The 26,788-nt window shown below is 38.8% G+C and carries 24 protein-coding genes and 6 tRNA genes; 20 read left to right on the top strand and 10 right to left on the bottom strand.

What is annotated here, in order from left to right:
• Window positions 1-141: 141 nt before the first annotated feature.
• Entirely contained in the window at window positions 142-864 is a 723-nt protein-coding gene (locus ACF8D3_RS12300; RefSeq protein WP_312100800.1) for a folate-binding Fe/S cluster repair protein, read from the bottom strand.
• Window positions 865-1,051: 187 nt separating this feature from the next.
• Between ACF8D3_RS12300 and ACF8D3_RS12295 the strand changes: the two genes are divergently transcribed.
• The 5 genes from ACF8D3_RS12295 (at window position 1,052) to ACF8D3_RS12275 (ending at window position 3,164) form a co-directional block, all read left to right on the top strand.
• On the top strand, window positions 1,052-1,498 hold the full coding sequence (locus ACF8D3_RS12295; protein WP_007482455.1) for an SRPBCC family protein: 447 nt from the start codon (window positions 1,052-1,054) through the stop codon (window positions 1,496-1,498).
• Window positions 1,499-1,557: 59 nt separating this feature from the next.
• Window positions 1,558-1,896, top strand: a complete 339-nt coding sequence (locus ACF8D3_RS12290; RefSeq protein WP_312100805.1) for a DUF2004 domain-containing protein — start codon at window positions 1,558-1,560, stop codon at window positions 1,894-1,896.
• Between the two features lie 23 nt (window positions 1,897-1,919).
• Window positions 1,920-2,276 (top strand): DUF488 domain-containing protein, encoded by a 357-nt coding sequence (locus ACF8D3_RS12285; RefSeq protein WP_312100808.1) that lies wholly within the window; start codon window positions 1,920-1,922, stop codon window positions 2,274-2,276.
• Between the two features lie 52 nt (window positions 2,277-2,328).
• The gene (locus ACF8D3_RS12280; protein WP_023014124.1) at window positions 2,329-2,673 is read left to right on the top strand and encodes a zinc ribbon domain-containing protein YjdM; all 345 of its coding nucleotides are present in this window, start codon (window positions 2,329-2,331) and stop codon (window positions 2,671-2,673) included.
• Window positions 2,674-2,828: 155 nt separating this feature from the next.
• Window positions 2,829-3,164: a YegP family protein gene (locus ACF8D3_RS12275; protein ID WP_004877172.1), complete on the top strand. Its 336-nt coding sequence runs from the start codon at window positions 2,829-2,831 to the stop codon at window positions 3,162-3,164.
• Between the two features lie 56 nt (window positions 3,165-3,220).
• On the opposite strand, the gene ACF8D3_RS12270 is transcribed toward ACF8D3_RS12275, so the two are convergent.
• Both ACF8D3_RS12270 and ACF8D3_RS12265 read right to left on the bottom strand, forming a co-directional pair.
• The gene (locus tag ACF8D3_RS12270; protein WP_061392528.1) at window positions 3,221-4,936 is read right to left on the bottom strand and encodes a proline--tRNA ligase; all 1,716 of its coding nucleotides are present in this window, start codon (window positions 4,934-4,936) and stop codon (window positions 3,221-3,223) included.
• A 167-nt stretch (window positions 4,937-5,103) separates the two neighbouring features.
• On the bottom strand, window positions 5,104-5,772 hold the full coding sequence (locus ACF8D3_RS12265) for a hypothetical protein (RefSeq protein ID WP_312100816.1): 669 nt from the start codon (window positions 5,770-5,772) through the stop codon (window positions 5,104-5,106).
• Window positions 5,773-6,052: 280 nt separating this feature from the next.
• Between ACF8D3_RS12265 and pilG the strand changes: the two genes are divergently transcribed.
• The 6 genes from pilG to ACF8D3_RS12235 all read left to right on the top strand — a co-directional run bounded on the left by pilG (window position 6,053) and on the right by ACF8D3_RS12235 (window position 15,235).
• Window positions 6,053-6,436, top strand: a complete 384-nt coding sequence (gene pilG, locus ACF8D3_RS12260; RefSeq protein WP_312100819.1) for a twitching motility response regulator PilG — start codon at window positions 6,053-6,055, stop codon at window positions 6,434-6,436.
• Between the two features lie 19 nt (window positions 6,437-6,455).
• Window positions 6,456-6,818 (top strand): PleD family two-component system response regulator, encoded by a 363-nt coding sequence (locus ACF8D3_RS12255; protein ID WP_004877164.1) that lies wholly within the window; start codon window positions 6,456-6,458, stop codon window positions 6,816-6,818.
• A gap of 39 nt (window positions 6,819-6,857) precedes the next feature.
• Entirely contained in the window at window positions 6,858-7,394 is a 537-nt protein-coding gene (locus tag ACF8D3_RS12250; protein ID WP_007482460.1) for a chemotaxis protein CheW, read from the top strand.
• Between the two features lie 47 nt (window positions 7,395-7,441).
• On the top strand, window positions 7,442-9,529 hold the full coding sequence (locus ACF8D3_RS12245) for a methyl-accepting chemotaxis protein (protein WP_019383788.1): 2,088 nt from the start codon (window positions 7,442-7,444) through the stop codon (window positions 9,527-9,529).
• 152 nt (window positions 9,530-9,681) lie between these two features.
• Window positions 9,682-14,766: an Hpt domain-containing protein gene (locus ACF8D3_RS12240; protein ID WP_061392525.1), complete on the top strand. Its 5,085-nt coding sequence runs from the start codon at window positions 9,682-9,684 to the stop codon at window positions 14,764-14,766.
• Between the two features lie 13 nt (window positions 14,767-14,779).
• A complete protein-coding gene (locus tag ACF8D3_RS12235) occupies window positions 14,780-15,235 on the top strand; it encodes a hypothetical protein (protein ID WP_061392524.1) in 456 nt (151 codons plus the stop codon).
• Between the two features lie 45 nt (window positions 15,236-15,280).
• On the opposite strand, the gene dapE is transcribed toward ACF8D3_RS12235, so the two are convergent.
• From dapE to ACF8D3_RS12220, 3 genes are all read right to left on the bottom strand, one after another.
• A complete protein-coding gene (gene dapE / locus ACF8D3_RS12230; protein WP_061392523.1) occupies window positions 15,281-16,414 on the bottom strand; it encodes a succinyl-diaminopimelate desuccinylase in 1,134 nt (377 codons plus the stop codon).
• Window positions 16,415-16,538: 124 nt separating this feature from the next.
• A complete protein-coding gene (locus ACF8D3_RS12225; RefSeq protein WP_017196706.1) occupies window positions 16,539-16,682 on the bottom strand; it encodes an entericidin A/B family lipoprotein in 144 nt (47 codons plus the stop codon).
• A 118-nt stretch (window positions 16,683-16,800) separates the two neighbouring features.
• The gene (locus ACF8D3_RS12220) at window positions 16,801-17,661 is read right to left on the bottom strand and encodes a DUF1853 family protein (RefSeq protein WP_061392658.1); all 861 of its coding nucleotides are present in this window, start codon (window positions 17,659-17,661) and stop codon (window positions 16,801-16,803) included.
• A gap of 101 nt (window positions 17,662-17,762) precedes the next feature.
• On the opposite strand from ACF8D3_RS12220, the gene ACF8D3_RS12215 reads away from it, so the two are divergent.
• The 9 genes from ACF8D3_RS12215 to ACF8D3_RS12175 all read left to right on the top strand — a co-directional run bounded on the left by ACF8D3_RS12215 (window position 17,763) and on the right by ACF8D3_RS12175 (window position 20,283).
• Window positions 17,763-18,122 carry a YbaN family protein gene (locus tag ACF8D3_RS12215; protein WP_061392522.1) on the top strand — a complete coding sequence of 120 codons (360 nt, stop codon included), beginning with the start codon at window positions 17,763-17,765 and terminating at the stop codon, window positions 18,120-18,122.
• 150 nt (window positions 18,123-18,272) lie between these two features.
• Window positions 18,273-18,788 (top strand): cell wall-recycling L,D-carboxypeptidase ElsL, encoded by a 516-nt coding sequence (gene elsL / locus ACF8D3_RS12210; protein WP_312100831.1) that lies wholly within the window; start codon window positions 18,273-18,275, stop codon window positions 18,786-18,788.
• Window positions 18,789-18,945: 157 nt separating this feature from the next.
• A tRNA-Val gene (locus ACF8D3_RS12205) sits at window positions 18,946-19,021 on the top strand.
• A gap of 23 nt (window positions 19,022-19,044) precedes the next feature.
• Window positions 19,045-19,121, top strand: a tRNA-Asp gene (locus tag ACF8D3_RS12200).
• Window positions 19,122-19,166: 45 nt separating this feature from the next.
• Window positions 19,167-19,243 (top strand) — tRNA-Asp (locus tag ACF8D3_RS12195).
• A 70-nt stretch (window positions 19,244-19,313) separates the two neighbouring features.
• Window positions 19,314-19,389 (top strand) — tRNA-Val (locus tag ACF8D3_RS12190).
• Window positions 19,390-19,429: 40 nt separating this feature from the next.
• Window positions 19,430-19,506: transfer RNA gene (locus ACF8D3_RS12185), tRNA-Asp, on the top strand.
• A gap of 140 nt (window positions 19,507-19,646) precedes the next feature.
• Window positions 19,647-19,722, top strand: a tRNA-Val gene (locus ACF8D3_RS12180).
• Window positions 19,723-19,812: 90 nt separating this feature from the next.
• Window positions 19,813-20,283 carry a DUF2750 domain-containing protein gene (locus ACF8D3_RS12175; protein WP_007483982.1) on the top strand — a complete coding sequence of 157 codons (471 nt, stop codon included), beginning with the start codon at window positions 19,813-19,815 and terminating at the stop codon, window positions 20,281-20,283.
• 30 nt (window positions 20,284-20,313) lie between these two features.
• Here the strand turns inward: ACF8D3_RS12175 and ACF8D3_RS12170 are convergent, their stop codons facing one another.
• The 4 genes from ACF8D3_RS12170 to yccS all read right to left on the bottom strand — a co-directional run bounded on the left by ACF8D3_RS12170 (window position 20,314) and on the right by yccS (window position 26,756).
• Window positions 20,314-21,099 (bottom strand): YdcF family protein, encoded by a 786-nt coding sequence (locus tag ACF8D3_RS12170; RefSeq protein ID WP_278595410.1) that lies wholly within the window; start codon window positions 21,097-21,099, stop codon window positions 20,314-20,316.
• 117 nt (window positions 21,100-21,216) lie between these two features.
• Complete coding sequence (locus ACF8D3_RS12165; protein WP_392471682.1) at window positions 21,217-23,760, bottom strand: PepSY domain-containing protein; 2,544 nt, start codon at window positions 23,758-23,760, stop codon at window positions 21,217-21,219.
• A 157-nt stretch (window positions 23,761-23,917) separates the two neighbouring features.
• Window positions 23,918-24,502, bottom strand: coding sequence for a YcxB family protein (locus tag ACF8D3_RS12160; protein ID WP_004877141.1), 585 nt, complete (start codon window positions 24,500-24,502; stop codon window positions 23,918-23,920).
• A gap of 79 nt (window positions 24,503-24,581) precedes the next feature.
• Window positions 24,582-26,756: a YccS family putative transporter gene (gene yccS / locus ACF8D3_RS12155; protein ID WP_392471680.1), complete on the bottom strand. Its 2,175-nt coding sequence runs from the start codon at window positions 26,754-26,756 to the stop codon at window positions 24,582-24,584.
• Window positions 26,757-26,788 lie beyond the last annotated feature (32 nt).

Below are 26,788 nucleotides of genomic sequence, written 5' to 3'. Positions count from 1 at the left end.
TTAGCTTTATTTTTTTTGAGCATTTTTGCGAGTTTGATATTCAAATGGTTATTAAGTAAGAAGTATTTAAATCAAAAAAACTCATGAGATAACCCATGAGTTTTTAAAATAAAAAAATGAAAGCAGGAACTTTATAAGGACTTAGTTTGGACGAGCTACATCGCCATTGAGTGTGTCTGGTAAATCCAAAACATTTACATTGAGCTCTGCTAATGCTGCTGGTTTGGCAATTACAAGCGCAAGATAGCCATCTTCAAATGCAATACTATTTACAACCTCTACATCTTTACTGAGTTGGGTTGCTGGCATAGGAAGATCACCTTTGGCTTGGATCAAATGTAACCAGTGTTTCGGTTTTGCTTTAAACCAAAGACGAGCAACAATTTCCTGACCAAGATAACAACCTTTGTCAAAATGAACGCCATCACGTTGATGTAAACGTAACTCTTGCGGTTGGAAAAGATGCTCAGTTGTTTGAGTAATCCAAGCTTGACCCGATTGAATCGCCTGAATTTGCCAAGCGTTAATATCAGTTTCAGTTTGAGAAAATTCAGTTTGCTTGCCATTTGTTGTTGGAAAAACAGTTCCAACTTCTTCCAATTTCATTTTAGAAAAAGCACCAAATTTTTTAATGTGCTTTGCAAACTCTTCTGCTTGATCCTGTGTTGTCACAAGTTTAAAACTTTCAGGATTAAGTTTTTTAATCCATAAACCAAAATGAATACGTCCTTTTAAATCGCAAATAGCAGTGTAGCGACTTTCGTTTTCAGGTAAGCGCTCTGTATGAACGGTCACTTGTCCTTGAAGGAATTTTTGTGCATCTACACCATTTAAGCTAAAAGCCGTGAAAGCAAGTTGACTCATAGATCAATCCTAAAGCTATATTCTGATCACGAAAATATGGACTGTTATTTTGCGCCATTTTTCACAAAAAATCAGCTTTAGATTCTCGATATTCGAGCTGAAATGAGGGATCAGCAACACCACAGTTCTAATAGAAGTTGTTATGATAAAGTTGTAGGTTAAAAAAACAGCAAAATGGAGAATGATAATGTCTGGTACAGTAAAACTACATCGCGTCTTTACCGCTCCTCCAGCACGTGTTTTTAAAGCATTTCTAGATCCAGATGCATTAGTGAAATGGATGCCACCACATGGTTTTACCGCAAAAGTCCATCATTTTGATCCACAAGTGGGCGGCAAATATAAAATGTCATTTACTAACTTTTCAACAGGTCATATTCATGCTTTTAGCGGTACTTATATTGAAATCGTCGAGAATGAACGATTACGTTATACAGATCAATTCGAGGATCCTAACTTATCAGGAGAGATTAATGTGACAGTTGAATTGAAACCTGTGATTGTGGGGACGGAAGTTCATATTACACAGCAAGGAATTCCAGATGTTATTCCTGTAGAGGCTTGTTACTTAGGTTGGCAAGAGTCTCTAAGCTTATTTGCTTTGCTTGTAGAAGCAGATATTCCTAATCAATAATTGAAGTGTTGAAATATAAATAAAAACTAATAATAAATTTGATATTTTGAGGTGGGCAAATGAAAGAGTTATCCATTTTACAGCAACGTGAAAAACTAGCACGAGCTGCCATGCAATTGGCTTTAGAAGATCAACAAGCTGAAGATAGCGTTGATTTATATATACAACATCATTTGGAAGAAATTGAACCTGAATATTGGTTTAAACATTTTGGGACATCCTCACCGACACCCTTACAGGTTTTAGATGCTTTGGTACTTGAGCATGAAGGGGATGATGAGGAAATAGAAGCCTATGAAATGCTTGATTTTGGCTTGCCTGATCAAGTGACCAATTATGTGATTTGCGTTAGTTTTGATTCACATGGACAAGTCATTGATATCTCAATGGAGAGTTAGTTTTAAACCATCTGGAGGAAGTGATGCAAATTGAAATTAAGCGTATTTATGATCCAGTTAATGAGTCAGATGGCATACGTGTGCTTGTAGATCGTTTATGGCCAAGAGGTATTTCAAAAGAACGGGCACATTTGGATTTGTGGTTAAAGGAAATTGCACCTTCCAATGCATTACGCAAGCAGTTTTGTCATCAGGCTGAACATTGGCAAAGTTTTCAAAAAGGCTATTACCAAGAATTAGGGGAGAATCCACATGTTGATGAACTAAAACAAATTGCAATGAAACAACCATTAACATTAATTTATGCAGCAAAAGACCCTGAGTTAAATCATGCGTTGGTACTAAAAAATTATTTGTATGGAAAAGAGATTCAGTCCTGAAATTTTGAAAAATGGTCTCTATCCATCATAATAGGATTTTTGAGATTTTTTTATGTCTTTGCCAAATTGCCCAAAATGCCAATCAGAATATACATACCAAGATGGCGATCTTCTTATTTGTCCAGAGTGTTCACACGAGTGGAAGGACGGAGAAACTCAAGCTTCTGATGTAGAAGAAATAATTAAAGATGCAAATGGTAACGTTCTAGCTGATGGCGATAGTGTTACTGTGGTTAAAGATCTTAAGATTAAAGGTTCATCTTCCGTTGTTAAAGTGGGTACGAAAGTAAAAAGTATTCGTTTAGTGCCAGATGCAAGTGATGGTCACAATATCGATTGTAAGATTGATGGCGTCGGTGCTATGAAACTAAAATCAGAATTTGTTAAAAAAGTTTAATTTGATTTGTGGTGAGAGGGGGCGCGTGCTCCCTTTTTTATTTTATAAGTGAACTAAATTACTAAAAGTGAACAAAATATAATCTTTTTAATTGCGGTTGGCTGATCTATATTGGATGAATAACAAATAATCAACCTGAATAAATAGAGGTCTTTATGGCTGGATGGTTCGAGGTAACTCAAGCGAGTGATGGGCAATATCGTTTTGTATTAAAAGCGGGTAATGCTGAAACTATTTTAAATAGCGAATTATATAAGACTAAAGCTGCTGCATTGAATGGAATTGCATCAGTGCAAAAAAATAGTCCCGATGATGTTCGATATGAGCGACTAACTTCTAAGAATGAAAAGCCTTATTTCAATTTAAAAGCAGCTAATCATCAAGTGATTGGTACAAGTCAACTCTACGCCAGTGAACAGTCTCGCGAGAAAGGGATTGAGTCGGTCAAAAAGAATGGACCTTCAGAAACGATTAAAGATTTAACTGTATAACTGAGCAATAAAAAAAGCCGTTCTAAAACGGCTTTTTTTATACGCGAAATTTTTAATTAGCGAGTGAGTTGAGCCATAAGCTCATCTTTGCTTAAGTTACTCGCTTCCGCATCTCGGCGACCTTTGTATTCAAAAGTACCAGCATCTAAACCTTTTTCACCGATTACGATACGATGTGGAATTCCCATCAATTCTAGATCAGAGAATTTAACACCTGGGCGCTCATTACGATCATCAAGTAATACATCGTAACCTTGCGCTTGTAATTCAGCGTATAGGGCTTCAGCCGCTTCAAGTGTGCGAGGTGATTTATGTGCATTCATTGGAACAATTGCAATTTCAAACGGTGCAATCGCTTTTGGCCAAATAATACCTTTATCATCAAAGTTTTGTTCAATTGCAGCAGCAACTACGCGCGTTACGCCTATACCATAACAACCCATGGTCACTGTAAATGGTTTGCCATCTTCACCGAGAACTTTACAACCCAATGCTTCAGAGTATTTTGTACCGAGTTGGAAGATGTGACCCACTTCGATACCACGCTTAATCTGAATTGTGCCTTTGCCATCAGGAGATGGATCACCTTCAACAACATTACGAAGATCAAATACTTCTGTGAATTTTGCGTCACGATCCCAGTTTACGCCAGTTGCATGTTTATCAACTTCATTTGCACCAGCTACAAAGTCAGATAGAACAGACGCAGCGCGATCAATGATAACCGTTAAACCCTTTTCAACGAGACCTTGCGGGCCACAGAAACCTGCTGTTAATCCATGTTGTTGTAATTGTTCTTCAGTTGCAAAAGTTAAAGGCGCAGCGATTAAGGGATGCTTTTCAGCTTTAATATCATTCAGTTCGTGATCGCCACGTAAGAACAGGGCAACCACTGGTGTATGACCTTTCTCATCGCTTGGACCTTGTACTAAAAGTGCTTTAACGGATTGTTTAGCATCGCTGTTTAAGAACTGGCATACATCGGCAATGGTTTTTTGATTCGGCGTATCAACAAGCGTATAAGCTTGAGTTGCAGCGGCGCGTTCACCAACTAAAACAGCTTCAGCCATTTCAACATTAGCAGCAAAGTCTGACTCAGTTGAGAATGCGATATCATCTTCACCACTTGCAGCAAGTACGTGGAATTCATGAGAAGCTGAACCACCAATTGAACCCGTATCTGCTTGAACTGGACGGAAGTCTAAGCCAAGACGTGTAAAGATACGACTATAAGTGTCATACATTACGTCGTAAGTTTCTTGGAGAGAAGCTTGGTCAGCATGAAATGAATAGGCATCTTTCATGATAAATTCACGAGAGCGCATCACACCAAAACGTGGGCGAATTTCATCACGAAATTTAGTTTGAATTTGATAAAAATTCAAAGGTAATTGCTTATAACTTTTTAATTCGTTACGTGCTAAATCAGTGATCACTTCTTCATGTGTTGGACCAAGCACAAATGGATTATCGTGGCGATCTTTAAAGCGTAACAATTCTGGACCGTATTGTTCATAACGACCAGATTCTTCCCAAAGCGCAGCGGGTTGGGTAACTGGCATGAATACTTCTAAAGCACCAGAACGATTCATTTCTTCGCGAACAATCGCATCAACTTTCTTTAAAACACGCGTTCCCATGGGCAACCAAGAGTATAAACCAGAAGCTAATTTACGAATCATCCCCGCACGTAACATGAGCTGGTGTGAAATGACTTCAGCATCATTTGGGGTTTCTCTTAACGTTGCAAATAAAAAGCGGCTTGCGCGCATGGAAACTATCCTAAAGTTAAGTGTTATTTAAAGAAGATAACAAAAATGATAGATAAACAGATCAATTTTGAAGAGTAGGCATTATGCCATGAAATCATTGATTTCGGAAAAACTAAACAGTGGCATTTCTTCCAAGTGATGCGAGTTTGTAGAGATTATGATTTAAGCTAGCGCGTTCGATTCGCATCATTTTGCTCTAATATACGTAAGCGATTGATAATATCTTCATAGTCAGATTCGGTTTTATGATAAGCATTACGTAAACTTTCAACTGTTCTTTTGACATTATCAATGTTTCTGTTGTTGTTTTCTAAATTGTTTTTGAGTTGTGTTGGGATTGCTTGTCCTTTGCGATGATATTCCATTTCTTGGCGCTTAAATGCAATTTTATCTTGCTGTAATTGCTGAAGCTGATCTTGTTGATAATTTAATTGCTTTTTCAATGTTGCTAAAATTTGATCTCGTTTTGAGGCAGCAATTTTTGTATTGCCATAGGCGCGTTTAAGTCGTAAATCCTGCTCTCTTTGCCTAGCGATAGACTCTCTACGTGCAGATTGTTGAATATCTTGTGCGGCATTATAAGGACGATTTTTTTTGATCACTTGCATATTGCGATCGAGTGCTTCATAGCCATAACGAATATGTTCAGGGGTCACTGATGTGCTTACATTTGCCACACCATTTTTATCGTAATAACGGTACCAAACGGCTTTGGGTTGCTCAACTGCAGCAAAGCTAGAAGAGCAAAAAACGCATAAAAAAACAGCGCAAATGTAATTACGAGCAATCGTTGTAAAGTCGCTAATACGGAAACCGAACTTTAACGAACCAGTCATTACATTCCCCGATAAAAGTTAATTAAATCACTTATTTTTAAATAATAATCAGTTGTATATTAGTAGCTATTTATACAATTAAAAATACTTAGTATGCAAAAAAAATAGTTATTTGATGAAAAGTGTGACCTAATTATTATTGTTGTAGGAAACTGATATGTTGGTTCAAAAAACTTCATTGATAATGCAAGTAGAGATATGTTAAAAATATCAACTAATCTGTATAAAACAAATTAAACCAACCATAATTTGTATTGAGTGAATGGGGCAGGACAATTAAATGGAAGATAAATTTCAAAATTTAAAGGTAATGGTGATTGACGATTCAAAAACAATTCGACGTACGGCTGAAACTTTACTCCAGCGAGAAGGTTGTGAAGTTGTGACAGCGATTGATGGTTTTGAAGCCTTATCGAAAATTGCCGAAGCAAATCCTGATATCGTTTTTGTTGATATTATGATGCCGCGCTTAGACGGCTATCAGACCTGTGCCCTAATCAAGAATTCATTAAACTATCAAAATATTCCAGTGATTATGTTGTCAAGCAAAGACGGTTTGTTTGATCAGGCAAAAGGGCGCGTTGTGGGATCTGATGAATATTTAACAAAGCCGTTCAGTAAAGATGAGCTGTTAAATGCGATTCGTAACCATGTTAGCGCATAAAATTTAAATTGAGGAAAAAATGGCTCGTATACTTATAGTAGATGATTCTCCTACTGAAACTTTTCGTTTTAGAGAAATTTTAACAAAACACGGTTATGAAGTAATTGAAGCAACCAATGGTGCTGACGGTGTAACAATGGCACAAGCTGAGTTGCCTGATTTAGTTCTTATGGATGTGGTGATGCCTGGGATGAATGGCTTCCAAGCGACTCGTCAAATTAGTAAAGGCAAAGACACTCAACATATTCCTGTCGTAATTGTAAGTACCAAAGATCAGGCGACAGATCGTGTATGGGGTAAGCGTCAAGGGGCATGTGACTATTTGACCAAGCCAATTGATGAGCAACAGCTTATTGATGTAATTAAACAATTATTAAGTTAATTCATACGAGCCTTTTCATTACTCAATACGGGATAGGTTATGGCAGCAAATGGATTTATCGAATTGCTTCGCTTATCCAAGCGAGGCAATAAACAATATGCTTCAACTCAAAATGAAGTCAGCCGATGGTCTGGTATCGCATTTGAGATGTTAGGGCAATATTTTGTTGCGCCATTGGGGGAAATTTCTGAGGTGATTTATCCACCGAAATATACCCCAGTTCCAAACACTCAGGCATGGGTGCGTGGTTTGGCGAATATTCGAGGGCGATTGCTTTCTGTTTCTGATTTAACACATTTTATTTCAGGACAGCGAAGCCAGTTTTCTCCGACACAAAAAGTAATTTGTATTAGTCATCAAGATCAATATGTTGGCTTGGTTGTTGACCAAGTTTTGGGGATTCAGCACTTTAATAAAAAGAGTTTCTTTTCTCAAAGTGCTGAGTTAGACGATAAGTTGCAAGACTATTGTCAGGGGTATTTCCATCAACATAATCAACAATGGCATGTATTTTTACTGAGTCGGTTATTGAAAAACCCTCAATACATGAATGCATCAATAAAATTTATAAACTAATTTAATGCGCTACGGAAGATAAACGCGTATTCAGGGGAGAAGCTGATATGGGCTTTAAACTTAAAAAGAAAAATGCTAGTGGTAGCGATAGTACTGGCTCAAAAAGTGGTGGTGCGTTTCTAGAAAAGATTCGTACGCAACTCGATCAGTTTTCTCGTATCTTCGGTGAAACTGAAAAATCAAAGCCTATTCTTTATCGTGCTTTAATTGCTTTGGCTCTAGCAGTTATTCTCTTGATTTATCTTTTCGTCAGTGTGCCTCGTTCGAATCAGTTGACTCGTAGCTTGGGTGAGTTGCGTTTATTATCGCAAATGATTTCTCGTCAAGCGACTGAAGCAACTGCATCTGGTACACCAGAAGCAATGAAAAGCTTAGTTGAATCTCAACAGCGATTTGTAACGAACCTTGAAACCGTTGAAAGTGTTTACGGTACAGGTTCAGAAGAGTACAAAAAAGTAGATACGCTTTGGGGTGCGGTTGCTAAAAATATTGAGTTAATTACATCGCAACAAAAAGTTATTAATCAATTATACGATACCAATATTTCGATCAGTGAAACTATTCCTGAGATTCAGGCAGAGTATAACTTGATGGTCGATCAAATGGTTCGTGAGAACATGCCAAGTAGCCAAGTAATCATCACAAAGAACCAAGTGTTTATTGCGGAACGTATTTTGCGTTCTATTAACTCGGTACTGGTTGGTACAGATAACTCTAGTGTATCTGCAAATGACTTCGGCGCAGATATTGATACCTTTGGTGTTTACTTAAATGCTCAATTGAATGGTAGTGCTGAGCTAGGCGTAGAACGTATTACATCACCTGATCTACGCGAGTCTGTTGATAGTATTAAGTCTGACTATGATGCAGTTTTGAAATCAGCAGCTGAAACAGTTTTAAAGAACGCCAATCAAATCGTTCGTGTACGTCAGGCTTCATCTGAAATTTTCTCACAATCAGATAATTTACTTGGTGCTTTAAATACCTTATCTGATAAAGCCGAAGGTGGTTGGGCTAATGTAATTGCAGGTATCGTATTAATTGGAGCTTTAGGATTACTAGTTTTCTCAGCATTACAGTTACTTGCATTGCGTAGTAATACGGATAAAGAGCGTGTTACACGCTTACAAGATGAGTATGACCGTAACCAGAACGCGATTTTACGTTTACTCGATGAAATTGCCGATCTTGCAGATGGTGACTTACGTTCATATGCAACAGTATCTGAAGACTTTACAGGGGCAATTGCTGACTCGATTAACTTTGCGATTGATCAATTACGTGATCTTGTATCTCGTATTACGGACACTTCGCAAGAGGTTGCTCGATATACACAAGATACGCAGAACATTACCAATCAGTTAGCAGAGGCATCTGAGCATCAGGCGCAAGAAATTGCAGGTGCATCAGCGGCGATGAACGAAATGGCATTGTCTATTGACCAAGTATCTGCAAATGCTTCTGAATCAGCAGATGTAGCACAACGTTCGGTACAAATTGCATCGAATGGTGCACAAGTTGTAAACCGTTCGATCGAAGGTATGGATCATATTCGTGAACAGATTCAAGAAACATCAAAACGTATTAAGCGTTTGGGTGAATCTTCACAAGAGATTGGTAACATTGTCTCTCTGATTAACGATATTGCCGACCAGACAAACATCTTGGCATTAAACGCTGCTATTCAGGCATCTATGGCAGGTGAAGCAGGTCGTGGTTTCGCCGTTGTAGCGGATGAGGTACAGCGTCTTGCAGAACGTTCTGCATCAGCAACGAAGCAGATTGAGAGTCTGGTAAAAACGATTCAAACAGATACAAACGAAGCTGTTATTTCCATGGAACAAACGACTTCAGAGGTTGTTCGTGGTGCGAACTTAGCAAAAGATGCGGGTATTGCACTAGACGAAATTCAAACGGTATCGGGCGATTTGGCGAAGTTAATTGCAAGCATTTCTGATGCCGCAAAACTTCAGTCTGCATCAGCAGGTCATATTGCTACAACGATGAATGTCGTACAGGAAATTACATCTCAAACTACGACTGCAACTTTTGATACAGCTCGCTCAGTTTCTGAATTGGCAAATATGGCTGAATCATTACGTGAATCGGTAACAGACTTTAAGTTACCTGAATAAGTCAAGAAAGGAGGGTAGATGGGGTATCTGCCTTCCTTTTGTATAGATATAGACTATCTCGGCAAGATGAGGATTCGACGGAAAGACATCTTGTGCGTTAGATAAACGTATTTTTTAGCCACAATTCGTGGATAAAAACGAAAGAAGCCGCTATGAAAGAAATATTAAAAACGTTAGTTGAAACGATGACGCTTCCTGAAGATAGTTATCTTGAACAAGACTCAGAAATTCTCGAAATTTTTATCGAAGAGTTAGAAGAGATTTTTGTTGAGTTAGAACCTTTATTGGCTCAATGGATTGAGCAGCCGAATCAGCAAGATGTGTTGACAGATATTCGTCGTCATTTCCACACACTAAAAGGCTCTGGTCGCATGGTGGGTGCGAAGTCTTCTGGTGAATTGGCTTGGACGGTTGAAGATACTCTTAATAGAGTACTTGCTGGCACACTTCCATTAAACAGCGAAATTCAGCAATATGTCCAAGCGATTTTCAATGTGTATCATTTTAAACTTTTCCAAGATTTTAAATCGGTTCAAAAGCATCAAATTAATCTAAAGCCATTGGTTCTTTTAGGACAACAATTACAACAACAGCATAGCCCTGAACCAGCGCTAGCTGAATTATTACAATTAGCAAATACACTGAATAGTGAAACAGTCTCAACAGATCTAGAAGATGTTTTTGCAGAAGATATTACTGCCGAAGTTGAGCACGTAGAGGCTGCTGACTTTGATAGCGAAGATCAGGTGGATGATGTTCTCATTAAAGAAACTCTTGCTATTTTCTTGGAGGAAGCAGAGGATCATTTAGCTACAATTGATCAGTTCTTGATAAATGAGCGTCCAACCAACGACAACTATAATACTTTGATTCGTGCGTTACATACATTGCGTGGTAGTTCAGCTATGGCGCATGTTGATCAAGTATTTGAAGCAAGTTCCAAAGTAGAAAACTTATTTAAAACCTTGTTGCAAGATGAACTGGATTCTAGTTCTGACGAAACAGCGCTTCTTACAAATTATGCTCAGTTTGTTCGTGACTATTTACATACCTTGAAGCAAGAAGGTGTCCAAGAGCAGCTTGATCAAATTTATAATACTTTTAATGCTGCATGGGATAGTTACGACTTCCAATTGGAAGAAAAACTTGGAGATGCTGTTCGTCCGCAGGGACTTGTCTCTCAGTTATTAGAATTGAATATCAATGATTTATTAGATGTTGAGTTTGATTTTGAAAAACGTGCTCGTAATGAATTTCCTCAATACATTCAGTCTTTAAGTCAGCAAACAGAGCTTTTGCTACAGCATACCCATCATCATGCGACGATTGGGATGTATCAATACACGAGTTTAATGCGATCAAGCTATCAAGATTTATTGTTCAAGCCAAACTTGTTGAATCTTGATTATGCATTTGATTTATATCATCAAGTACATCAGTACTTTATTCAGTTGTTTGATACGCTAGCTGCTGGCCAACGTGTCACTTTAACTAAAGCTCATGAACTTTTGTTAAATGAGTTAAGTTCATTTACCCAGCAAAATGTTGAAACCTTAGAAGCTGAAAAAATTACAGAACCATTGCATCTAGCTGAGAATGCAGATGTAGTTGAGGACGCTGTTTCTCAAAATGTGAATACAGTTGAATCAAACGATATCTCTGCCCAATTAAGGCTAGATAAACAATTACTTGATTCTGTTGAATCTAACAAAGATTTTGATCCTGACTTATTAGATATTTTCCTTGAAGAAGCCGATGAATTGTTGTCTGGTATTGATGATGATTTGAATAGTTGGACAGCCGATCATCAAAATCTTAATGCACTTAAGAACTTGATGCGTTATTTGCACACCTTAAAAGGTGGTTCAAATATGATTCAGGCACGTCACATCGGTTTAATCGCGCATGAGTTAGAGACCATTTATGAGAAGTTAATCAACCAACAAATACAAGCTTCTCCTGATTTAATTCGTGTGATTCGTGCAGTACAAGATGATATTGCTGATCGAATCCAAACTATACGAGATCAAAAAGTTGATTATCCATCAACACATATTCTGACTGTCTTAACAAGTTTAGCTAAATCTACAGGTGTTGCTGCTGAAATTCCTTTGGAAGCACAAACAACTTCTGAAGCATTCGTTGAAGAAGAAACAATTACAGACGAACTCAGTATTGGAAATGAGTTGGAATTTACTGTTTCTAATCTGGATAGTACGGTGGATGATGAGCTGCCGACTTTAGATTTGTCATTATCCCAAACTGCTGCTTTTGATACAGCAGATCAAGCATCTCAATTGGCTTTAGATAAGCAATTGTTAAATTCAAGCGAATCTAATCGTGAGTTTGATCCTGATTTACTGGATATTTTCCTTGATGAAGCAGATGAATTATTGGTCGGTATTGATTCAGACCTCAATTTATGGACCACGAATTATCAAAATACGGATGCATTAAAGAATTTGATGCGTTATTTGCATACCTTAAAGGGTGGTGCAAATATGATTCAGGCACGTCATATCGGCTTAATCGCGCATGAGCTTGAAACGATTTATGAAAAGTTGATTAATCAACAGTTGCAGCCTTCACCGCAGTTAATTGGTTTAATTCGTTTAGTTCAGGATGATATTGCTGATCGTATTCAAATCATTCGAGACCAGCAGGTTGACTATCCATCAACACATGTCTTGCAATTGATCCAACAACCGAGCGGATCTGTTACTCATACTGATGCTTTAGAACATCAGGCTGAAGAAATTGAACTCGTTGAATCACAAGCGGAGGTCATTGAGCCGCCATCAGAGCAAACTACGTTTGAAGTCGTAGAACCAATCGAACAGCCTGAAATAGAAGAAAGTTCTATATCGGTAGATACGACTCAAGAAACGGAATCTCTACATGCTGATGATGAAGTTCGCTCTCTAGTTGAAGAGACTTTCTTAGAAGAAGCTGCTGAGCTACTTGAACAAGCTCAGAGCTTATTAAAACAATGGTTTGATCAACGTAGTAATCGTAGTTTGTTATTACAACTTCAGCGTAATGCCCACAGTTTAAAAGGTGGCGCACGAATGGCTGAGTTGGATGCAATTGCGATCATTGCATATCATTTAGAAAATGCATTCGAGCAGTTTGGTGTGCACCATTTCAATTCGAATGTTTACGATAATTTATTGAACACAGCCTTTGCTTGGTTAAGCGATGCAATCTTTAAACGCCAATATGCAAACTTTGATGGATTAAAACAAAGTTTGGAGAAGATGGAGTTTGTGGATGTTTCTGCTCAATTACCGCAAAAACTATCAGCCAAAGATATCTTTACGCCTGAATATACTATGGAGTTTGTTCAGGGAGATGGCACAGAGCCACCTTCAATGTTGGGTGAGTGGGAAAGCTCTGAGCGGGTTGAGCAAAACAATGAGATGATTCGTGTTTCAGCTGATGTCATTGAGAAGATGATTGACTTATCAGGTGAGAATGCAATCAACCGTTCACGTATCGAAATGGACTTAGGTCAGCTGGGCGGTACGTTAACGGAAATGGAGCTTGCGATTAAGCGTTTGGCTGATCAGTTGCGCCGTATGGAAGGCGAATTGGAAAGTCAGATTATTGCACGCCATGGTGGTGAAAACTCGCGCTATGAAGACTTTGACCCATTAGAAATGGATCAATATTCTTCTTTAAATCAGTTGTCGAAATCGTTAGCAGAGTCAGCATCGGATTTGGTTGACTTTAAAACAACCTTATCTGAAAAGATTCGTGATACCGAAGGTCTGTTATTACAACAGTCGCGTATTCAGGCTGAAATTCAAGAAAGTCTGATGCGTACTCGCTTGGTTCCATTCTCTAGATTGTTACCTCGTTTACAGCGTATCGTGCGCCAAACTGCATCAACGTTGAATCGACCAACGGACTTAATTGTTAATAATACTGAAGGCGAGTTGGATCGCAGTATTCTTGAAAAATTGGTTGCACCATTCGAACACATGCTGCGTAATGCGATTGACCATGGTATTGAAGATCATGAACATCGTTTGAAAGCCAATAAGCCAGAAACGGGTAGTATTGTTTTAAATATTGGTCGTCAAGGTACTGATGTTGTTGTGACATTCAGTGATGATGGTAAAGGGATTGATGTTAGTCGAATCAAGCAGAAAGCAATTCAAACTGGTCTGATGACCAAAGACCAAAAGCTTGATCAAGAAGAAATTCTACAATTTATTTTCCATCCAGGCTTTAGTACCGCGGCTCAAGTAACCCAAATTTCAGGGCGTGGTGTTGGTCTTGATGTGGTTCAAAGTGATATTAAGGCGCTTGGTGGTCACGTCAGTGTTGACTCGAAATTAGGTAAAGGCACAACATTTACTATTCGAGTTCCAACTACGGTAGCGGTAAGTGATGCCTTGATGGTAAAAGCTGGCGATCAACAATTTGCATTCCCATTGGCGCAAATTGACCGTATTGTCCGTATTTCACCTGCTGCACTAGAGCAATATTTCGAGAGCAAAGAAGACTACTTCAAAATCGATCAGGAAAATTACCGTTTACGTTACTTGTCTGAGTTCGTTGCGGGACAGCCAATTCCTCGTTTGAGTGGTATCGTACATTCATTGCCAGTTCTGTTGGTTAAAGGTGCTCAAGGGCAAACGACCGCGCTGTTGGTTGATCAATTAATTGGTTCGCGTGGCCAAATTGTAGTGAAACCAATCGGCCAACAATTCTCAAGCATTGGTGTAATTGCAGGTGCAACGATTCTTGGTGATGGTCAAGTTTGTTTGATCTTGGATGGTCAAAATATTGCACGTCAAGCGCAGTCAACTCATCGTAGCAAACAAGCTGATGAGACCTATACTAAACATCGTTATGATGAGCGTCGCTTGATTATGATCGTCGATGACTCAGTAACGGTACGTAAAGTTACATCTCGCTTGTTGGAACGACAAGGTTATGATGTGGTTACTGCTAAAGATGGTGTGGATGCGATGGAGCAACTCGAAACCATTAAACCAGATTTGATGTTGCTTGATATTGAAATGCCACGAATGGATGGTTTCGAGGTAACAAACCTTGTTCGACATCATGAGTTACATCGAGACTTGCCAATTATCATGATTACCTCACGTACAGGTGAGAAACATCGTGAGCGAGCATTGTCATTAGGTGTAAGTCAGTACATGGGTAAACCATTCCAAGAAGAAGCTCTCTTGGAAAATATTGAAAGTTTACTGGCAGTGCGCTAAGAGGTGAATAATAATGGCTAAAAAGAGCGCTAACTCAACATTGGGTCAAATTGATCAGCAAGAGTTACAGCATTTAATTACGGTTTCTACTGGATTTATTGACGCTTATATTATTGAGTGTCATCAAAATGTTCCAATGTTACTGCCGCAAAATATTGTTTTGTCCGCAATGGATACTCAAACTGATGCGGACTATATCGAGTGGCATGATTTAAAGCTTCCTGTTTTTTCTGTGAATGATCCGAGTGAGCAGCAAGGGGTTGCATTAGTTATTGAGGGTGATGACGTTTCAGAACGCTTTGCTTTAGTTTGTAATGAAATGCCTGAATCGATTCGATTGCGTATTTCTGAGATTGTAGATGAAGAGCGGGATATTGCTGATCAAAATGTCTTTAAATATGTGAAAATGGGGGATAAACAGTTTTATGTCCCTGATCTGCAAAACATACAAAAACAGCTTGGTTTATAGTAAAAAAGGAACTCATTTGAGTTCCTTTTTTACTTAATTTTATTTTTATGTGAGCAATTCAATAAGGATTTGTTCGTAGATTTCAGCTAACGGATCTAGATCGTCTACATTCACATGCTCATTAATTTGGTGGATTGTTGCATTTAAAACGCCTAACTCTAACACTTGCGCTCCTGTTGGTGCGATAAAGCGACCATCAGAAGTACCGCCACTGGTTGAGAGTTCAGCGTCAACGTTAACGACATTTTTGATTGCAGTGGTTGCGGCATTTACAAGCTCACCGACTGGGGTTAGGAATGGTAATCCTGACAACGTCCAGTTGATGTCATACGATAGATTGTATTTGTCGAGTATCGCTAAAACGCGTTGCTTTAACTCGTCTGCGGTGACTTCTGTTGAGTAACGGAAGTTAAATGTCACTTTCAGTGTACCCGGAACAACATTTGTTGCACCTGTTCCTGCTTGAATATTTGAAATCTGGAACGATGTTGCAGGGAAATATTCATTTCCATGATCCCATACAGTTTCACATAAATCATTGATTGCTTTAGATGCCAGATGGATTGGGTTCTGCGCAAGATGCGGATAAGCAACGTGCCCTTGTTTGCCATGTACCGTGAGTACTGCATTGAGTGAACCACGACGACCATTCTTAATAATGTCACCAAGTGTATTGGTACTAGATGGCTCGCCAACTAAACACCACGTCATTTTCTCATTACGCGCTTCTAAAGTTTCTACAACTTTAACCGTACCATTGATTGATGGACCTTCTTCATCAGAAGTAATTAGGAAAGCAATAGAACCCTTGTGATTTGGATGTTTAGCGACAAAACGTTCTGATGCTACAACCATTGCGGCTAATGCTGTTTTCATATCCGCTGAACCACGACCATATAACTTACCATCACGGATACTTGGTAAAAATGGATCTGAATTCCAAGCATCTAACTGACCAGTAGGGACAACATCCGTGTGACCAGCAAAGCAAAATACAGGATGTTCAGTTCCACGACGCGCCCATAGATTGTCAACGTCGCCAAAGCGCATATTTTCGATTTTAAAACCAACCTTTTCTAAACGCTCAGCCATGATTTTTTGGCAATCATGATCGACTGGAGTTACAGAGGGTTGACGAAGGAGTTGTAGGCTAAGTTCTAAAGTATCGGAATGGTTCATGCGAGATGTGGCTAAATCTGGTGAAATCTGAACCGATATAATAGGGGAATATCACTGAGAAAGGTATGTCAAATTAAACCTTATCTATGTCTAGATAAGGTTTTGTGGAGGTTGTTCTAAAAAATTACATTTTATCCTGAGTTTTTTCAGCAGTTTGAGTAACTTTATCACCTGCTTTAGACACATCCTGCCCAAAACCCTTAAAGGTATTACAACCAGTCAATACAAAAGCGGTCATGATCGAAGCAACTAAGATTTTTTTCATCATCTTCTCCGTTTAAATGTAATTATGATGTTCTTAGAGACTAAAAAAAGTACTAGAAAATGAACATGATGGTTTATTGGTAGATGTGTTATGAATTGTTACTTCACAAACAAATCTTCATTTAAGCTGAGTTTAATGACGTAAGTCTTGAGGTTCGAAACATATAATATTCAGGCTCATTCATAGGGGCGTAGTACAGACCATCAGTCCACCATTTTGCTGATTCAGAACTCAAATTTTGATTCGGACATAACCATTCAGGGCGTTGCAAACGATGATAATCTGTTTGAGGGAGGTGAGTCCCCCAACGACCTAAGCGTCGTTCCGAATTTATCCATTCCGGAAGGTGCGCTCTTGCAATGTCATATCTAGTAGGTAAATAGAGTTGACCTTTCATCACAGCAAATTTTCGTTGAATGATGTGGTTATTTGCCTCTGAAAATTGGAATTGACGTTCTGTAAAATGTTTTAGCTTTCTGTTGAGAGTGTCTTCACGGTTGAGGCCATACCATTCTGCTAAATTTAATTTACATTCCCCCAAATAATATTTTAAAGCAACTTCCCAATGCTCAATTTGTTGAGTCTTTTGGTTTAATACCAAAAAATCCAGTTCTCCTAGTGTTATCGCGCCAGAAATGATCTGAATACTATGTCCAAGTAATTGATAATGGTGGTAATCACTATCGAGTAACCAAAACCATAATAAATTTTCAAAACGTAAGCCCAAGCGAGTACTTTTAAGTCTAGCGAGAAAGTCAATCAAAGGCTGGGGGGAAAGATCAAGTTCGTATAAGCGAGGTTCATACTTTTGATAAAGTGTTTGCCAGTGCGTAGAATCATGCAGCTCAAAAGCATTTTTTATTATTAATTCTTGCGGGAGTTTTGCCAAAATACTTGGGCTGGCAATACTAAAAGCGAGTTGTCTAACGATAGGGGTTTTAAACTGTAACCAAGGTTCAAAATAAGCAACAACTTTAGTCATCATTTAACCCAACCATAGAAATAAGCAAGCTAAGTTTAAGAAAGCAGATAAAAAACACTTTATACTAGCATGCTTGTGCTGACGTATTGGTTAATTGCTAAATGAAAACTTTGTTTTGGCGGAGTCTAGTTGTAATTTTTATTACGCTAGGAATTATTGGCGCGATATTGCCAGGAATGCCGACAACAGTCTTTCTTATTTTAGCCGCATGGGCAGCATCTAAGGGATGGCCTCAAATGGATGCTTGGTTATTGAATCACCCTAAATACGGGCCGACATTGCGTAAATGGCGTGAAAAAGGGACTGTTCCCCGTAAAGCCAAATGGATTGCAAGTATAATGATGCTGTTGAGCGGTATTTTAATGCTGTTTACCAATGCTCCATTTCTCGTCAAAATTTTTACTGATGTCACTATGTTTATTGTTGCTGTCTGGCTATGGATGCGTCCCGAATCACGATAGGAAAAGGGCATTTACTGATTATTTAAGCATATAGTAAATGCCGTCCATTTGAATATTTTAAGTTGAAAACAAAAAAAACTACTGAAAAATACAAGAAATAGAGAATACGCTATGGTGAAATAATAGGATTCATCAAATACCGAGATAAAAATGGCGTATACACTTGAGCAAGCAGATATTGTTATCGATTTAGCGCAACAGACTTTAAGTTTACCTAAACATAATAAGTTTTATGTGATCTCATCTGGCAAAAATGGTATTGGTGAACAAGAAAATAGTGGCAAAACCCCACGCGGATGGCATCGAGTTGCTCAGAAAATTGGTGAAAATTCTCCACAAAATTCAGTATTCATTGCGCGTCAGCCGACAGGCGAAATTTATGACCAGCAACTTGCTCAACAATTTCCTCAAAGAGATTGGATTTTATCTCGTATTTTATGGCTAGATGGTTTAGAGCAGGGTTTCAATCACGGAGAGGGGTGCGATACATTTAAACGATATATTTATATTCATGGTACTCCTGATACTGAACCAATGGGAATTCCAATGTCGCATGGTTGTATCAGAATGAAGAATGACGAAATTATCGAGTTGTTTGATCTCATTTCTGAAGATGCCTTGGTTTATATTTCTGAACATTCGTTAGAAAAGGAAGTTCTAAAATAGAAATAAGTGCTTAAATAAAATACGGAAATATCGGTTTTTTCAAAGAATTACTTATTTTTTAATCATTCGTACGCTTTTTTAGGAAAAGATTGGGAAAAGCGTTTGACAGGCTGTAAAGATTCTCTATAATGCACCTCACAAACGATGAAGACGTTAAGGGCGCTTAGCTCAGTTGGTAGAGCGTCTGCCTTACAAGCAGAATGTCGGCGGTTCGATCCCGTCAGCGCCCACCAAGCCTTTACGTTAAGACTCAAGTGCAGCGGTAGTTCAGTTGGTTAGAATACCGGCCTGTCACGCCGGGGGTCGCGGGTTCGAGCCCCGTCCGCTGCGCCACTTAAGTTTTAATAATCGTTTACCCCATAATTGCAAAATTATAGTGCAGCGGTAGTTCAGTTGGTTAGAATACCGGCCTGTCACGCCGGGGGTCGCGGGTTCGAGCCCCGTCCGCTGCGCCACTTTAAATTTGCATGCTAGGGTTGAGTTGAGTTTTTTACTCAGACAAAGTATTCTTTGTTACCTTGCTCAGGGCGCTTAGCTCAGTTGGTAGAGCGTCTGCCTTACAAGCAGAATGTCGGCGGTTCGATCCCGTCAGCGCCCACCATAATTTGTGACATTTACTTCTCTATGGAAGTAATACCAGTGCAGCGGTAGTTCAGTTGGTTAGAATACCGGCCTGTCACGCCGGGGGTCGCGGGTTCGAGCCCCGTCCGCTGCGCCATTTTCTTGATACCTTTTCAAGAAAATATTAGTTTTAACAAGTATCTTGATACTTGATCTCTGATACGAGATGCCATTAGGAAGATTGATAATTTTTCCTTTTGTGCTTAGACAAAGTTTCGCTTTGTTTATACTCGCTCAGGGCGCTTAGCTCAGTTGGTAGAGCGTCTGCCTTACAAGCAGAATGTCGGCGGTTCGATCCCGTCAGCGCCCACCATATATCTTCTTCAAAAGCTCAAATCATTGTAATCAAATTGAAATTATCTTATTATTTGCGTCAATAATGATTCTAATATTGAAGTAATTTATGAGAAATCCATATCAACGCAAGGCTGCGTCGAAATCTCAAACTACAATCACAAATACATCTCCAAAAGATGCTTATCGTCAGTTTATAGAAAATATTGTTATGCAACGCCAAGTGATTGCTTTGTATCACGATGGTTGGGCTTTGTGTGCGACACCTTCAGGTCAGCATGCTTTATCTATTTGGCAGAGTAAGGGATTAGCTAAATTATTGATGAAAGACAGTTGGGCGAATTATTCAGTCCAAGAAATATCATTAATGAGTCTAATACAGAAGATGATTCCCTTTTTAAAAGAGAACAATACGATTTTATCTTTAGACTTAACACCAGAAGGCAATAACCTCCTTGTTGCCCCTGATGCATTTTTATTAGATATCAAAAATTTTTTATATCAAGTTTATTTACAACGCCCAGAAGTGTTCGCTGAGCTAAAATTACCTTTACCACGAGAAATTAGATTGCATAATTAAATGCAATCAATTTTAGGTGATAGGTGCGCATCAATATTCATTGAGTGCCCAACCACTAACATAAGCAAAATACTCTCTGAGCCAAGCGTTGTAGCGAGTTTCCAAAGGTGTTGTTGCCCCAAGCATTGTGATATTTGTATAACCTTGTTTTTTTGCAATTGCAGCTGCACGTAATGTGTGGAAGTCACTGGTGACGATCGCGATAGGTTGTTGAATCGTGATATTTCGTGCGTTTAGAAGCAGTTGGCTATTTTTTAAGTTCAGTTCGGTACTAGTGCTTTGTTTTTCTAAAATGATTTGTGATGCTGGGATGCGATAGTGTTGTTGAAGATATTGGGACATCGCTTTCGCTTCACTGATTGTCTCGCCAAAATCGACTCCACCTGAAACGACGACTTTCGCGTTTGGCTGGGCAAGGGCGATTGGAGCTGCTCGATCTAAGCGTTTTGCTAGTGTAGCTGAAGGTTGACCATTTTCAATGCCGCTACCTAAAACAATAATGGCTTTGACTGGTGCAATATTCTGAGCTTGCGTATTGTTTTTAGACAGATAATTAAAAAAATAGCCTAAGCTAATTAGCCAAATCCAAAAACATAACCACCCAAAACGCCAAACTGAATGCCAGCGGAAATGATAAAAAAAGAAGCGTTCAATATGATAGTAAAATGCAGCATAAATACAAAAAAACAGTCCGAGTAGGAAGGGGATAACCGTTCCAATATGAATTTTCTTCAATGCAATCAGAATTGCCCCATCCAAAAATAATACTGAACCAATGAGGGCTAAAAAAATACGAACCCAAGTACTTATTTGCATAATCTTAATCGTTGTCGATTTGAACGCTGCTAAGTTTATGCAAAATTATGAGAAAGGCAAATCGTAGAGTAAAAAAACGAGTGAAAGTTCACTCGTTTTTATAGGGCTTAAAGTGAATTAATAGACATCTCGGCGATAGCGACCTGACTGGCGAAGTTGATCAACTGTTTCGTCGCCTAAAATGTCAATCAGTGCTTGTTCGACACCTGCTGCCATTCCTTCAATGCTGCCGCATACGTAGATAACAGCACCTTGATTGATCCATTTACTGAGTTCATCCGCATTTGTACGTAAAAGATCTTGTACATAAATTCGTTGTTCTTGGTCTCTTGAGAAGGCTAAATCAACACGTTTTAATGTACCCATATTTTTCCAAGCATCAATGGTTTCTTTATAGAAGAAATCACATTCACGTTGGCGTTCACCAAAGATAAGCCAGTTTTCAACGTAGTTTTGACGATTACGCTGCTGTAATAGACTCATCAGACCAGCAATTCCTGTTCCATTACCAATACAAATAATTGGTCGGTTGTCGTCAATTAAATGGAATGATTCATTGGTCCGGATACGTAAAGCCACTTTCTCTTTAAGCTGAACGAATTTTGTAAGCCATCCAGAACCTAAGCCTAAGTGACCCTGAGTATCGCTTTTTTGGCGCACGACAAGACGAAGAACTTGCTGAGAAGGAATACTTGCAATCGAATATTCACGCGTAGGAAGGCGAGGAAGTTGTTCAACCAAAGTTTCAAGATTGGTAAATGGTTTTATTTCAACGCGTAGATTCTTATCCCAAAGTGTTTCTTCAATCGTTTGATTCGATGATTTTACAAGTGTTTGAGCGGGAATCTGATGTTTTTCTAAGAAAGTTTGGATTTCCGTTCTAGCATTAGCAGGTTGAATCTCTGCAATATCACCAGCGTGCCAAGTGATATCGTAAGGTGCTGTTAATTCAATGTTATATGCGGGTTGTCCTAAACTATTTGGATTTAAAACAGAGCGTTCGGTAAGTGTCCATTGATCAAATACTTTTTCGATGTTCATCGCATGAAGCTCGTGCTTAGTCACCTCTGAGAGAGCTTGATTCCAGCGTTGGATGTCTGCTGCGTTAGCATTATTGACTTCAATTAATTCAAATAGTGATTGTGCATTGGATTGTTTTAACCATTGATCCACTGCATGACCAAAACTGCAATAGCTATCTGAATATTCTTTAGATCCAAGTGCTAAAACAGCGTATTGCATGTTGTTCAGATCTAATTTTTGTTGCATCAATTTTTTACTAAAGCTGGTTGCAAGATCTGGAGCTTCACCTGTTCCATAAGTACTGATCACAAATAGCATTTGTTCAGCTTGGAGCAAGTCTTGTTCTGTGAGCTGTTGAATCGGTTTTACGGTAGTTGGTTGTTGAGCTTCTTGCAGGCTAGTTGCTGTACGCCATGCGAGTTGTTCAGCTACACCTGTTTGAGATGCATAAGTAATCAGCCAAGGCTTTGCATTTGGATCAATTTGCTGTGTATTCAGCGATTGGCGAGCGGCTTGGGTTAATTTTTTCTGCTTGCGACGTTTAAGATAAAGCATCCAACCTGTTACAAAGAACAGTGGCATTGCCAATGATGCGAGCATCGCAATAAATTGATAAGTTGAACCGAAGAAACTACCACGATGTACAGGTAGCATACTGCTCATAATTTTTTCATTGAGCTTTTTATCTTCATATAGTTCAAATTTCTCGAACTTATTGTCTTGGTAATTGTATACAGCTTGGTTACGTGCGCGTTCATGCTGTGGAATTGCATCGACAAATGATAATTCGATTTTTGCATCATTATGTTTTGGAATATTCAATGTAAAGCTTGAATATTCACGCCCGATTTGTGCATTTACGCCTGTCCATGTTTGGGTCAAGATAGTATTCACCTGTTGTTGAGCCAATTCAGGTTGTTTATTTTTTCTATTTCGAGGTTCATTCTGTTGTTGATTGCGCTGTGGCTGCTCAACCCCCATGACTTTAAACATGCCAGCTCGCCACCAGTCATAGGACCAATATAAACCTGTACATGCAAATAACAGGTAAAAAATAATGACCCATGTTCCAACGACTGCATGTAAATCCCATATAAAGTTGCGTCCTTTTAATTTTGGTTTGATAAAAAACCATTGTTTAAAAGAATGCTTTTTAGGGAATCTTAAGTAAATTCCACTGAGTACAAAGAAAATCAGTATCAGTGTAGATGCACCTGTAATCTGTGCACCAAATTCACCAGCGGTTAAATTGCGATGGAGTCGTTGAATAAATTGTAAAGTATCTCGACCTCTGATTTCAGGCAGAACTTCTGCTGTGTATGGATTGACCATCATATTATAGCCACGACGCGCACCTTCTTTTTTAATGTTGATGGTGGAGGAGGCTGTCGGATCAGAGGCGATGGTAATGCTATTAATTTCAATCTCTGGTTGCTGTTGATTGAAATGTTGATAAAGCTGAGCAGGGGTTAATTTAGGTGTAGTTGCAACTTCAACAACATAGCTGTCCTGATTGAGCCAGTTTAGAATTTGTTGATCGTATGAGTAAATTGCGCCAGTGACTCCCATAAGAGAGAGAATCAAACCTGCGGTAACCCCTAAAAACCAATGGATTTGGAAGAAGACTTTTTTAATCATGGTTGAAGAATGAAAAGATGGTTAAGTTTATGTAAAAAATTATAACTCAAGATTAAGAATATAATATGGATTTTGTTGGTAATATTGATTTTGATTCTCATTTATTTTTATAGGTGTAAAAAAACCTCTCAAAATGAGAGGTTTTTTTAACTAGAAGTTAAATTGACTTCGGTGCGCCTACAACTTCATTTAAATGTTTACGTACAGTATTGAAAGAGAAGTTCTTAGAATCCATGCGCTTTGGCAAGATATAAGCACCTTGTTGTTCTTCGCCTTTAGGAGTTTTTACTTTAAAGTTCACCAAGATGAAATCTGGAGAGCTATACCACTCGTAAATATCTTTCCAGCCAATCGTTGCTGTACCTTCTTGTAGTCCAACTTTTTGACGCATTACGATGCCGTGTGGTTGTACGCCTAAACGAATACCTTTAATTTCCTGAACTGGAAATTCATTCATTTTACGTTTTACATACCACTCGAGACCAAATCTTTTTACAAGATAGAAAAGGGCTACAGAGATGATCACGACCCAACAAATAACTGTTGAATAAGTCGAATAATATTTAATGAGTCCAGCACCGATCAAAGAGAGAGCAACAAGTGCAATCATGATCATCCATGTTTTGCGACTAAATTTGTTAGTACTACGCCAAATCATAAGTTGGGCTTGACGTTGTTCAACTTCAGAAACTTCGTAAGGAACAGGTTGTAGCGTATAAGCGTATAGCGTTTTGGCGGTCATAGTATAAAAAATGAGTTTAGAACTAGGTTAAGTTTAACACCAATTAGCATGCAAAGATATTATGCAAATGGCTGATAAGTTAGAGAGAAGCAAACTCAGTGCCATCCTCATTTGGCTCATGATGTAGACTTTGTTTAAGCATACTCAAACGAGGCAGAATACTGAGCATTAAAGAAAGTTGCTGCAAGATAATCAATGATTTTTGATCATTTTCGTCATTACGGCTTAGGCGCTGTCTGATTGTACTCAGCATATTTTGTGCTGATAAATCAGGCACTTCATCCCTTAAGAGCGCACCTTGAATATCATCAAGTGCTTGATCCAGTAAGGAAAGAACTTCCTGATCTTGAATTTGTTCACGATGTGCTCCGAGTGCTGCAACATAACTCAGGAACGTATGGCTCAGACATAGAAACTCAAAAGCCAAAGTCTTTTGTGTTGGGTCAATATTGGGTTCAGTGGCAAGTGTGGAAATTAAAGAGGCAACTTCGGCATCATTATTATGCGCAGCTCTTCTGACGACACGATAATTCAAGGCGTTATTACGACCTTGGTGATACTGCATTACGACTTCAGCTAAATATTGGCATTGAGCTTGTAACGATCTTTGGATAGTACGTGGGAGACGACGGAATTTCCAATCGGGCCAGATAAAGCTGACGCCAAACCATGCCAATGCACAGCCAATAACAGTATCGACGAATCGAGGTAAACCCGCAGCAAAAGCAGAACCATCAAGATTAAAATTGATCAGTGCCAGAATGGTAATAAAAGCAGTGGCCTGAGCATACTGTTTACTGCGTAGCTCGAAAAATAACACACCACTCAATACCAGCATGACTAATTGACCTTCGAGGGAAGGGATAAAATAAATTACAGCTAAACCAACGATGATGCCGATCAAAGTACCAATAATACGAAGATAGAGACGACGTTTGGTGGCGTTGAAGTTTGGTTGGCAGACAAAAAGTGCCGTTAATAGAATCCAGTAACCATACGAAATATTTGTCAGTTGAATAAAGACATAGCCGATAAATAACACGATCGATAAACGAACCGCATGACGGAATAATACCGACTCTGGCGATAAGTGTTGTTTAATACGAATAATGATGTCATTTACACCTTTGAGATCATCATCTTTGAGTTGGTTTTCAGCTTGTTGTGCATTGATTAACTGTAAGTTACGTTCGGTCTCAAGGTTTTGTAGTTGAGCATCAATTGATTTGAGGTTTTGATAAAGTGCAAATAATGCATTAATCCTGACCTGATCATAAAGATTATCTTCGCGGAGTTTTTCAAGTGACAGTCGTAAGTTTTCAAAGCTGTGCTTAAAGCGCTTGTTATGGGTATATCGTGTTCGATGTCGAATGCATTGAGCCAAGTCCTGACATGCTTTTCCTTGAATGGTTAAAATACGCTGGAAGCGGAACAAAATATCACTGTGCTGAAAGACTTTTGCAAGCTTTTGATAGTCAATGTGGGCAGAGTCAGCACGTTCATGAATATCTTGGGCAACAAAATAATATTGCAGACTACGACGCGTATCTTTCTGTCCACGATCGCCCTTGAGCCGAGTAACTAATGCGACACGCAGATTATTAAAAAGGGAAATTAATTTTCCATTTTCCAAGGCCAAATCGATCATGCTTTGTTGGTAACTTGCAGGTGTCATATCGACATCAAACAAATTGGATTTTGTAAATAAAAAGCTACCCAAGGCATTGTATGAAGATGAAAGTTGATCCTGTAATTGTCGTACCGGAAACAGTAAAAAACTAATCGTTGAGATCAGTCCATACCATGCTGCACCAATCACCAATAAGGCAGGTTGAAGATACCAATCTTCAAATAGATGAACACCTAGCATGGTATATACGGAAACGACTAAACACCCATAAGCAATGGTTGCATAACGTCTGCCGAGAGAACCTAATAAAATCCATCCAAGACAAGAGGCAATCAGCCCAATTGCAAAAGCAACAGGATAAGGGAATAGCAATTGAACAGAGGCGGCGGTGATGAAGAACCCAATATAAGTATAAATGAGGTTCATGATCCGTACTGAAAAGCGATCATCGATATCGCTAATGCCCGCTGCGACAACGCCTAGCGTAAGAGGAATGGTTGCCAGTTGAAAATCAAGCAAATAGGGTACAAAGGCAGTACCTATAAAGGCGATTAACATCCGCACGTTATACATAAACGTGGTGTTATAGGTAAGCTGTTTAAATCGTCCGAACCAAGGATTCAAGTGCTGTCCTTTTTGTATTTGCAATTGATATA

The organism is Acinetobacter sp. YQ_14, from assembly GCF_043102985.1.
In the GTDB taxonomy this organism is placed as follows: Bacteria; Pseudomonadota; Gammaproteobacteria; order Pseudomonadales; family Moraxellaceae; genus Acinetobacter; species Acinetobacter venetianus.
The sequence above is the reverse complement of the archived record's forward strand: the minus strand, read 5'-3'. Positions and strand labels throughout refer to the sequence as shown.

Bases quoted from the DNA above. Each gene is read 5' to 3' on its own strand.
- ACF8D3_RS12300 (WP_312100800.1), bottom strand. From the start codon at position 864: ATGAGTCAACTTGCTTTCACGGCTTTTAGCTTAAATGGTGTAGATGCA.
- ACF8D3_RS12295 (WP_007482455.1), top strand. From the start codon at position 1,052: ATGTCTGGTACAGTAAAACTACATCGCGTCTTTACCGCTCCTCCAGCA.
- ACF8D3_RS12290 (WP_312100805.1), top strand. From the start codon at position 1,558: ATGAAAGAGTTATCCATTTTACAGCAACGTGAAAAACTAGCACGAGCT.
- ACF8D3_RS12285 (WP_312100808.1), top strand. From the start codon at position 1,920: ATGCAAATTGAAATTAAGCGTATTTATGATCCAGTTAATGAGTCAGAT.
- ACF8D3_RS12280 (WP_023014124.1), top strand. From the start codon at position 2,329: ATGTCTTTGCCAAATTGCCCAAAATGCCAATCAGAATATACATACCAA.
- ACF8D3_RS12275 (WP_004877172.1), top strand. From the start codon at position 2,829: ATGGCTGGATGGTTCGAGGTAACTCAAGCGAGTGATGGGCAATATCGT.
- ACF8D3_RS12270 (WP_061392528.1), bottom strand. From the start codon at position 4,936: ATGCGCGCAAGCCGCTTTTTATTTGCAACGTTAAGAGAAACCCCAAAT.
- ACF8D3_RS12265 (WP_312100816.1), bottom strand. From the start codon at position 5,772: ATGACTGGTTCGTTAAAGTTCGGTTTCCGTATTAGCGACTTTACAACG.
- pilG (WP_312100819.1), top strand. From the start codon at position 6,053: ATGGAAGATAAATTTCAAAATTTAAAGGTAATGGTGATTGACGATTCA.
- ACF8D3_RS12255 (WP_004877164.1), top strand. From the start codon at position 6,456: ATGGCTCGTATACTTATAGTAGATGATTCTCCTACTGAAACTTTTCGT.
- ACF8D3_RS12250 (WP_007482460.1), top strand. From the start codon at position 6,858: ATGGCAGCAAATGGATTTATCGAATTGCTTCGCTTATCCAAGCGAGGC.
- ACF8D3_RS12245 (WP_019383788.1), top strand. From the start codon at position 7,442: ATGGGCTTTAAACTTAAAAAGAAAAATGCTAGTGGTAGCGATAGTACT.
- ACF8D3_RS12240 (WP_061392525.1), top strand. From the start codon at position 9,682: ATGAAAGAAATATTAAAAACGTTAGTTGAAACGATGACGCTTCCTGAA.
- ACF8D3_RS12235 (WP_061392524.1), top strand. From the start codon at position 14,780: ATGGCTAAAAAGAGCGCTAACTCAACATTGGGTCAAATTGATCAGCAA.
- dapE (WP_061392523.1), bottom strand. From the start codon at position 16,414: ATGAACCATTCCGATACTTTAGAACTTAGCCTACAACTCCTTCGTCAA.
- ACF8D3_RS12225 (WP_017196706.1), bottom strand. From the start codon at position 16,682: ATGATGAAAAAAATCTTAGTTGCTTCGATCATGACCGCTTTTGTATTG.
- ACF8D3_RS12220 (WP_061392658.1), bottom strand. From the start codon at position 17,661: ATGACTAAAGTTGTTGCTTATTTTGAACCTTGGTTACAGTTTAAAACC.
- ACF8D3_RS12215 (WP_061392522.1), top strand. From the start codon at position 17,763: ATGAAAACTTTGTTTTGGCGGAGTCTAGTTGTAATTTTTATTACGCTA.
- elsL (WP_312100831.1), top strand. From the start codon at position 18,273: ATGGCGTATACACTTGAGCAAGCAGATATTGTTATCGATTTAGCGCAA.
- ACF8D3_RS12175 (WP_007483982.1), top strand. From the start codon at position 19,813: ATGAGAAATCCATATCAACGCAAGGCTGCGTCGAAATCTCAAACTACA.
- ACF8D3_RS12170 (WP_278595410.1), bottom strand. From the start codon at position 21,099: ATGCAAATAAGTACTTGGGTTCGTATTTTTTTAGCCCTCATTGGTTCA.
- ACF8D3_RS12165 (WP_392471682.1), bottom strand. From the start codon at position 23,760: ATGATTAAAAAAGTCTTCTTCCAAATCCATTGGTTTTTAGGGGTTACC.
- ACF8D3_RS12160 (WP_004877141.1), bottom strand. From the start codon at position 24,502: ATGACCGCCAAAACGCTATACGCTTATACGCTACAACCTGTTCCTTAC.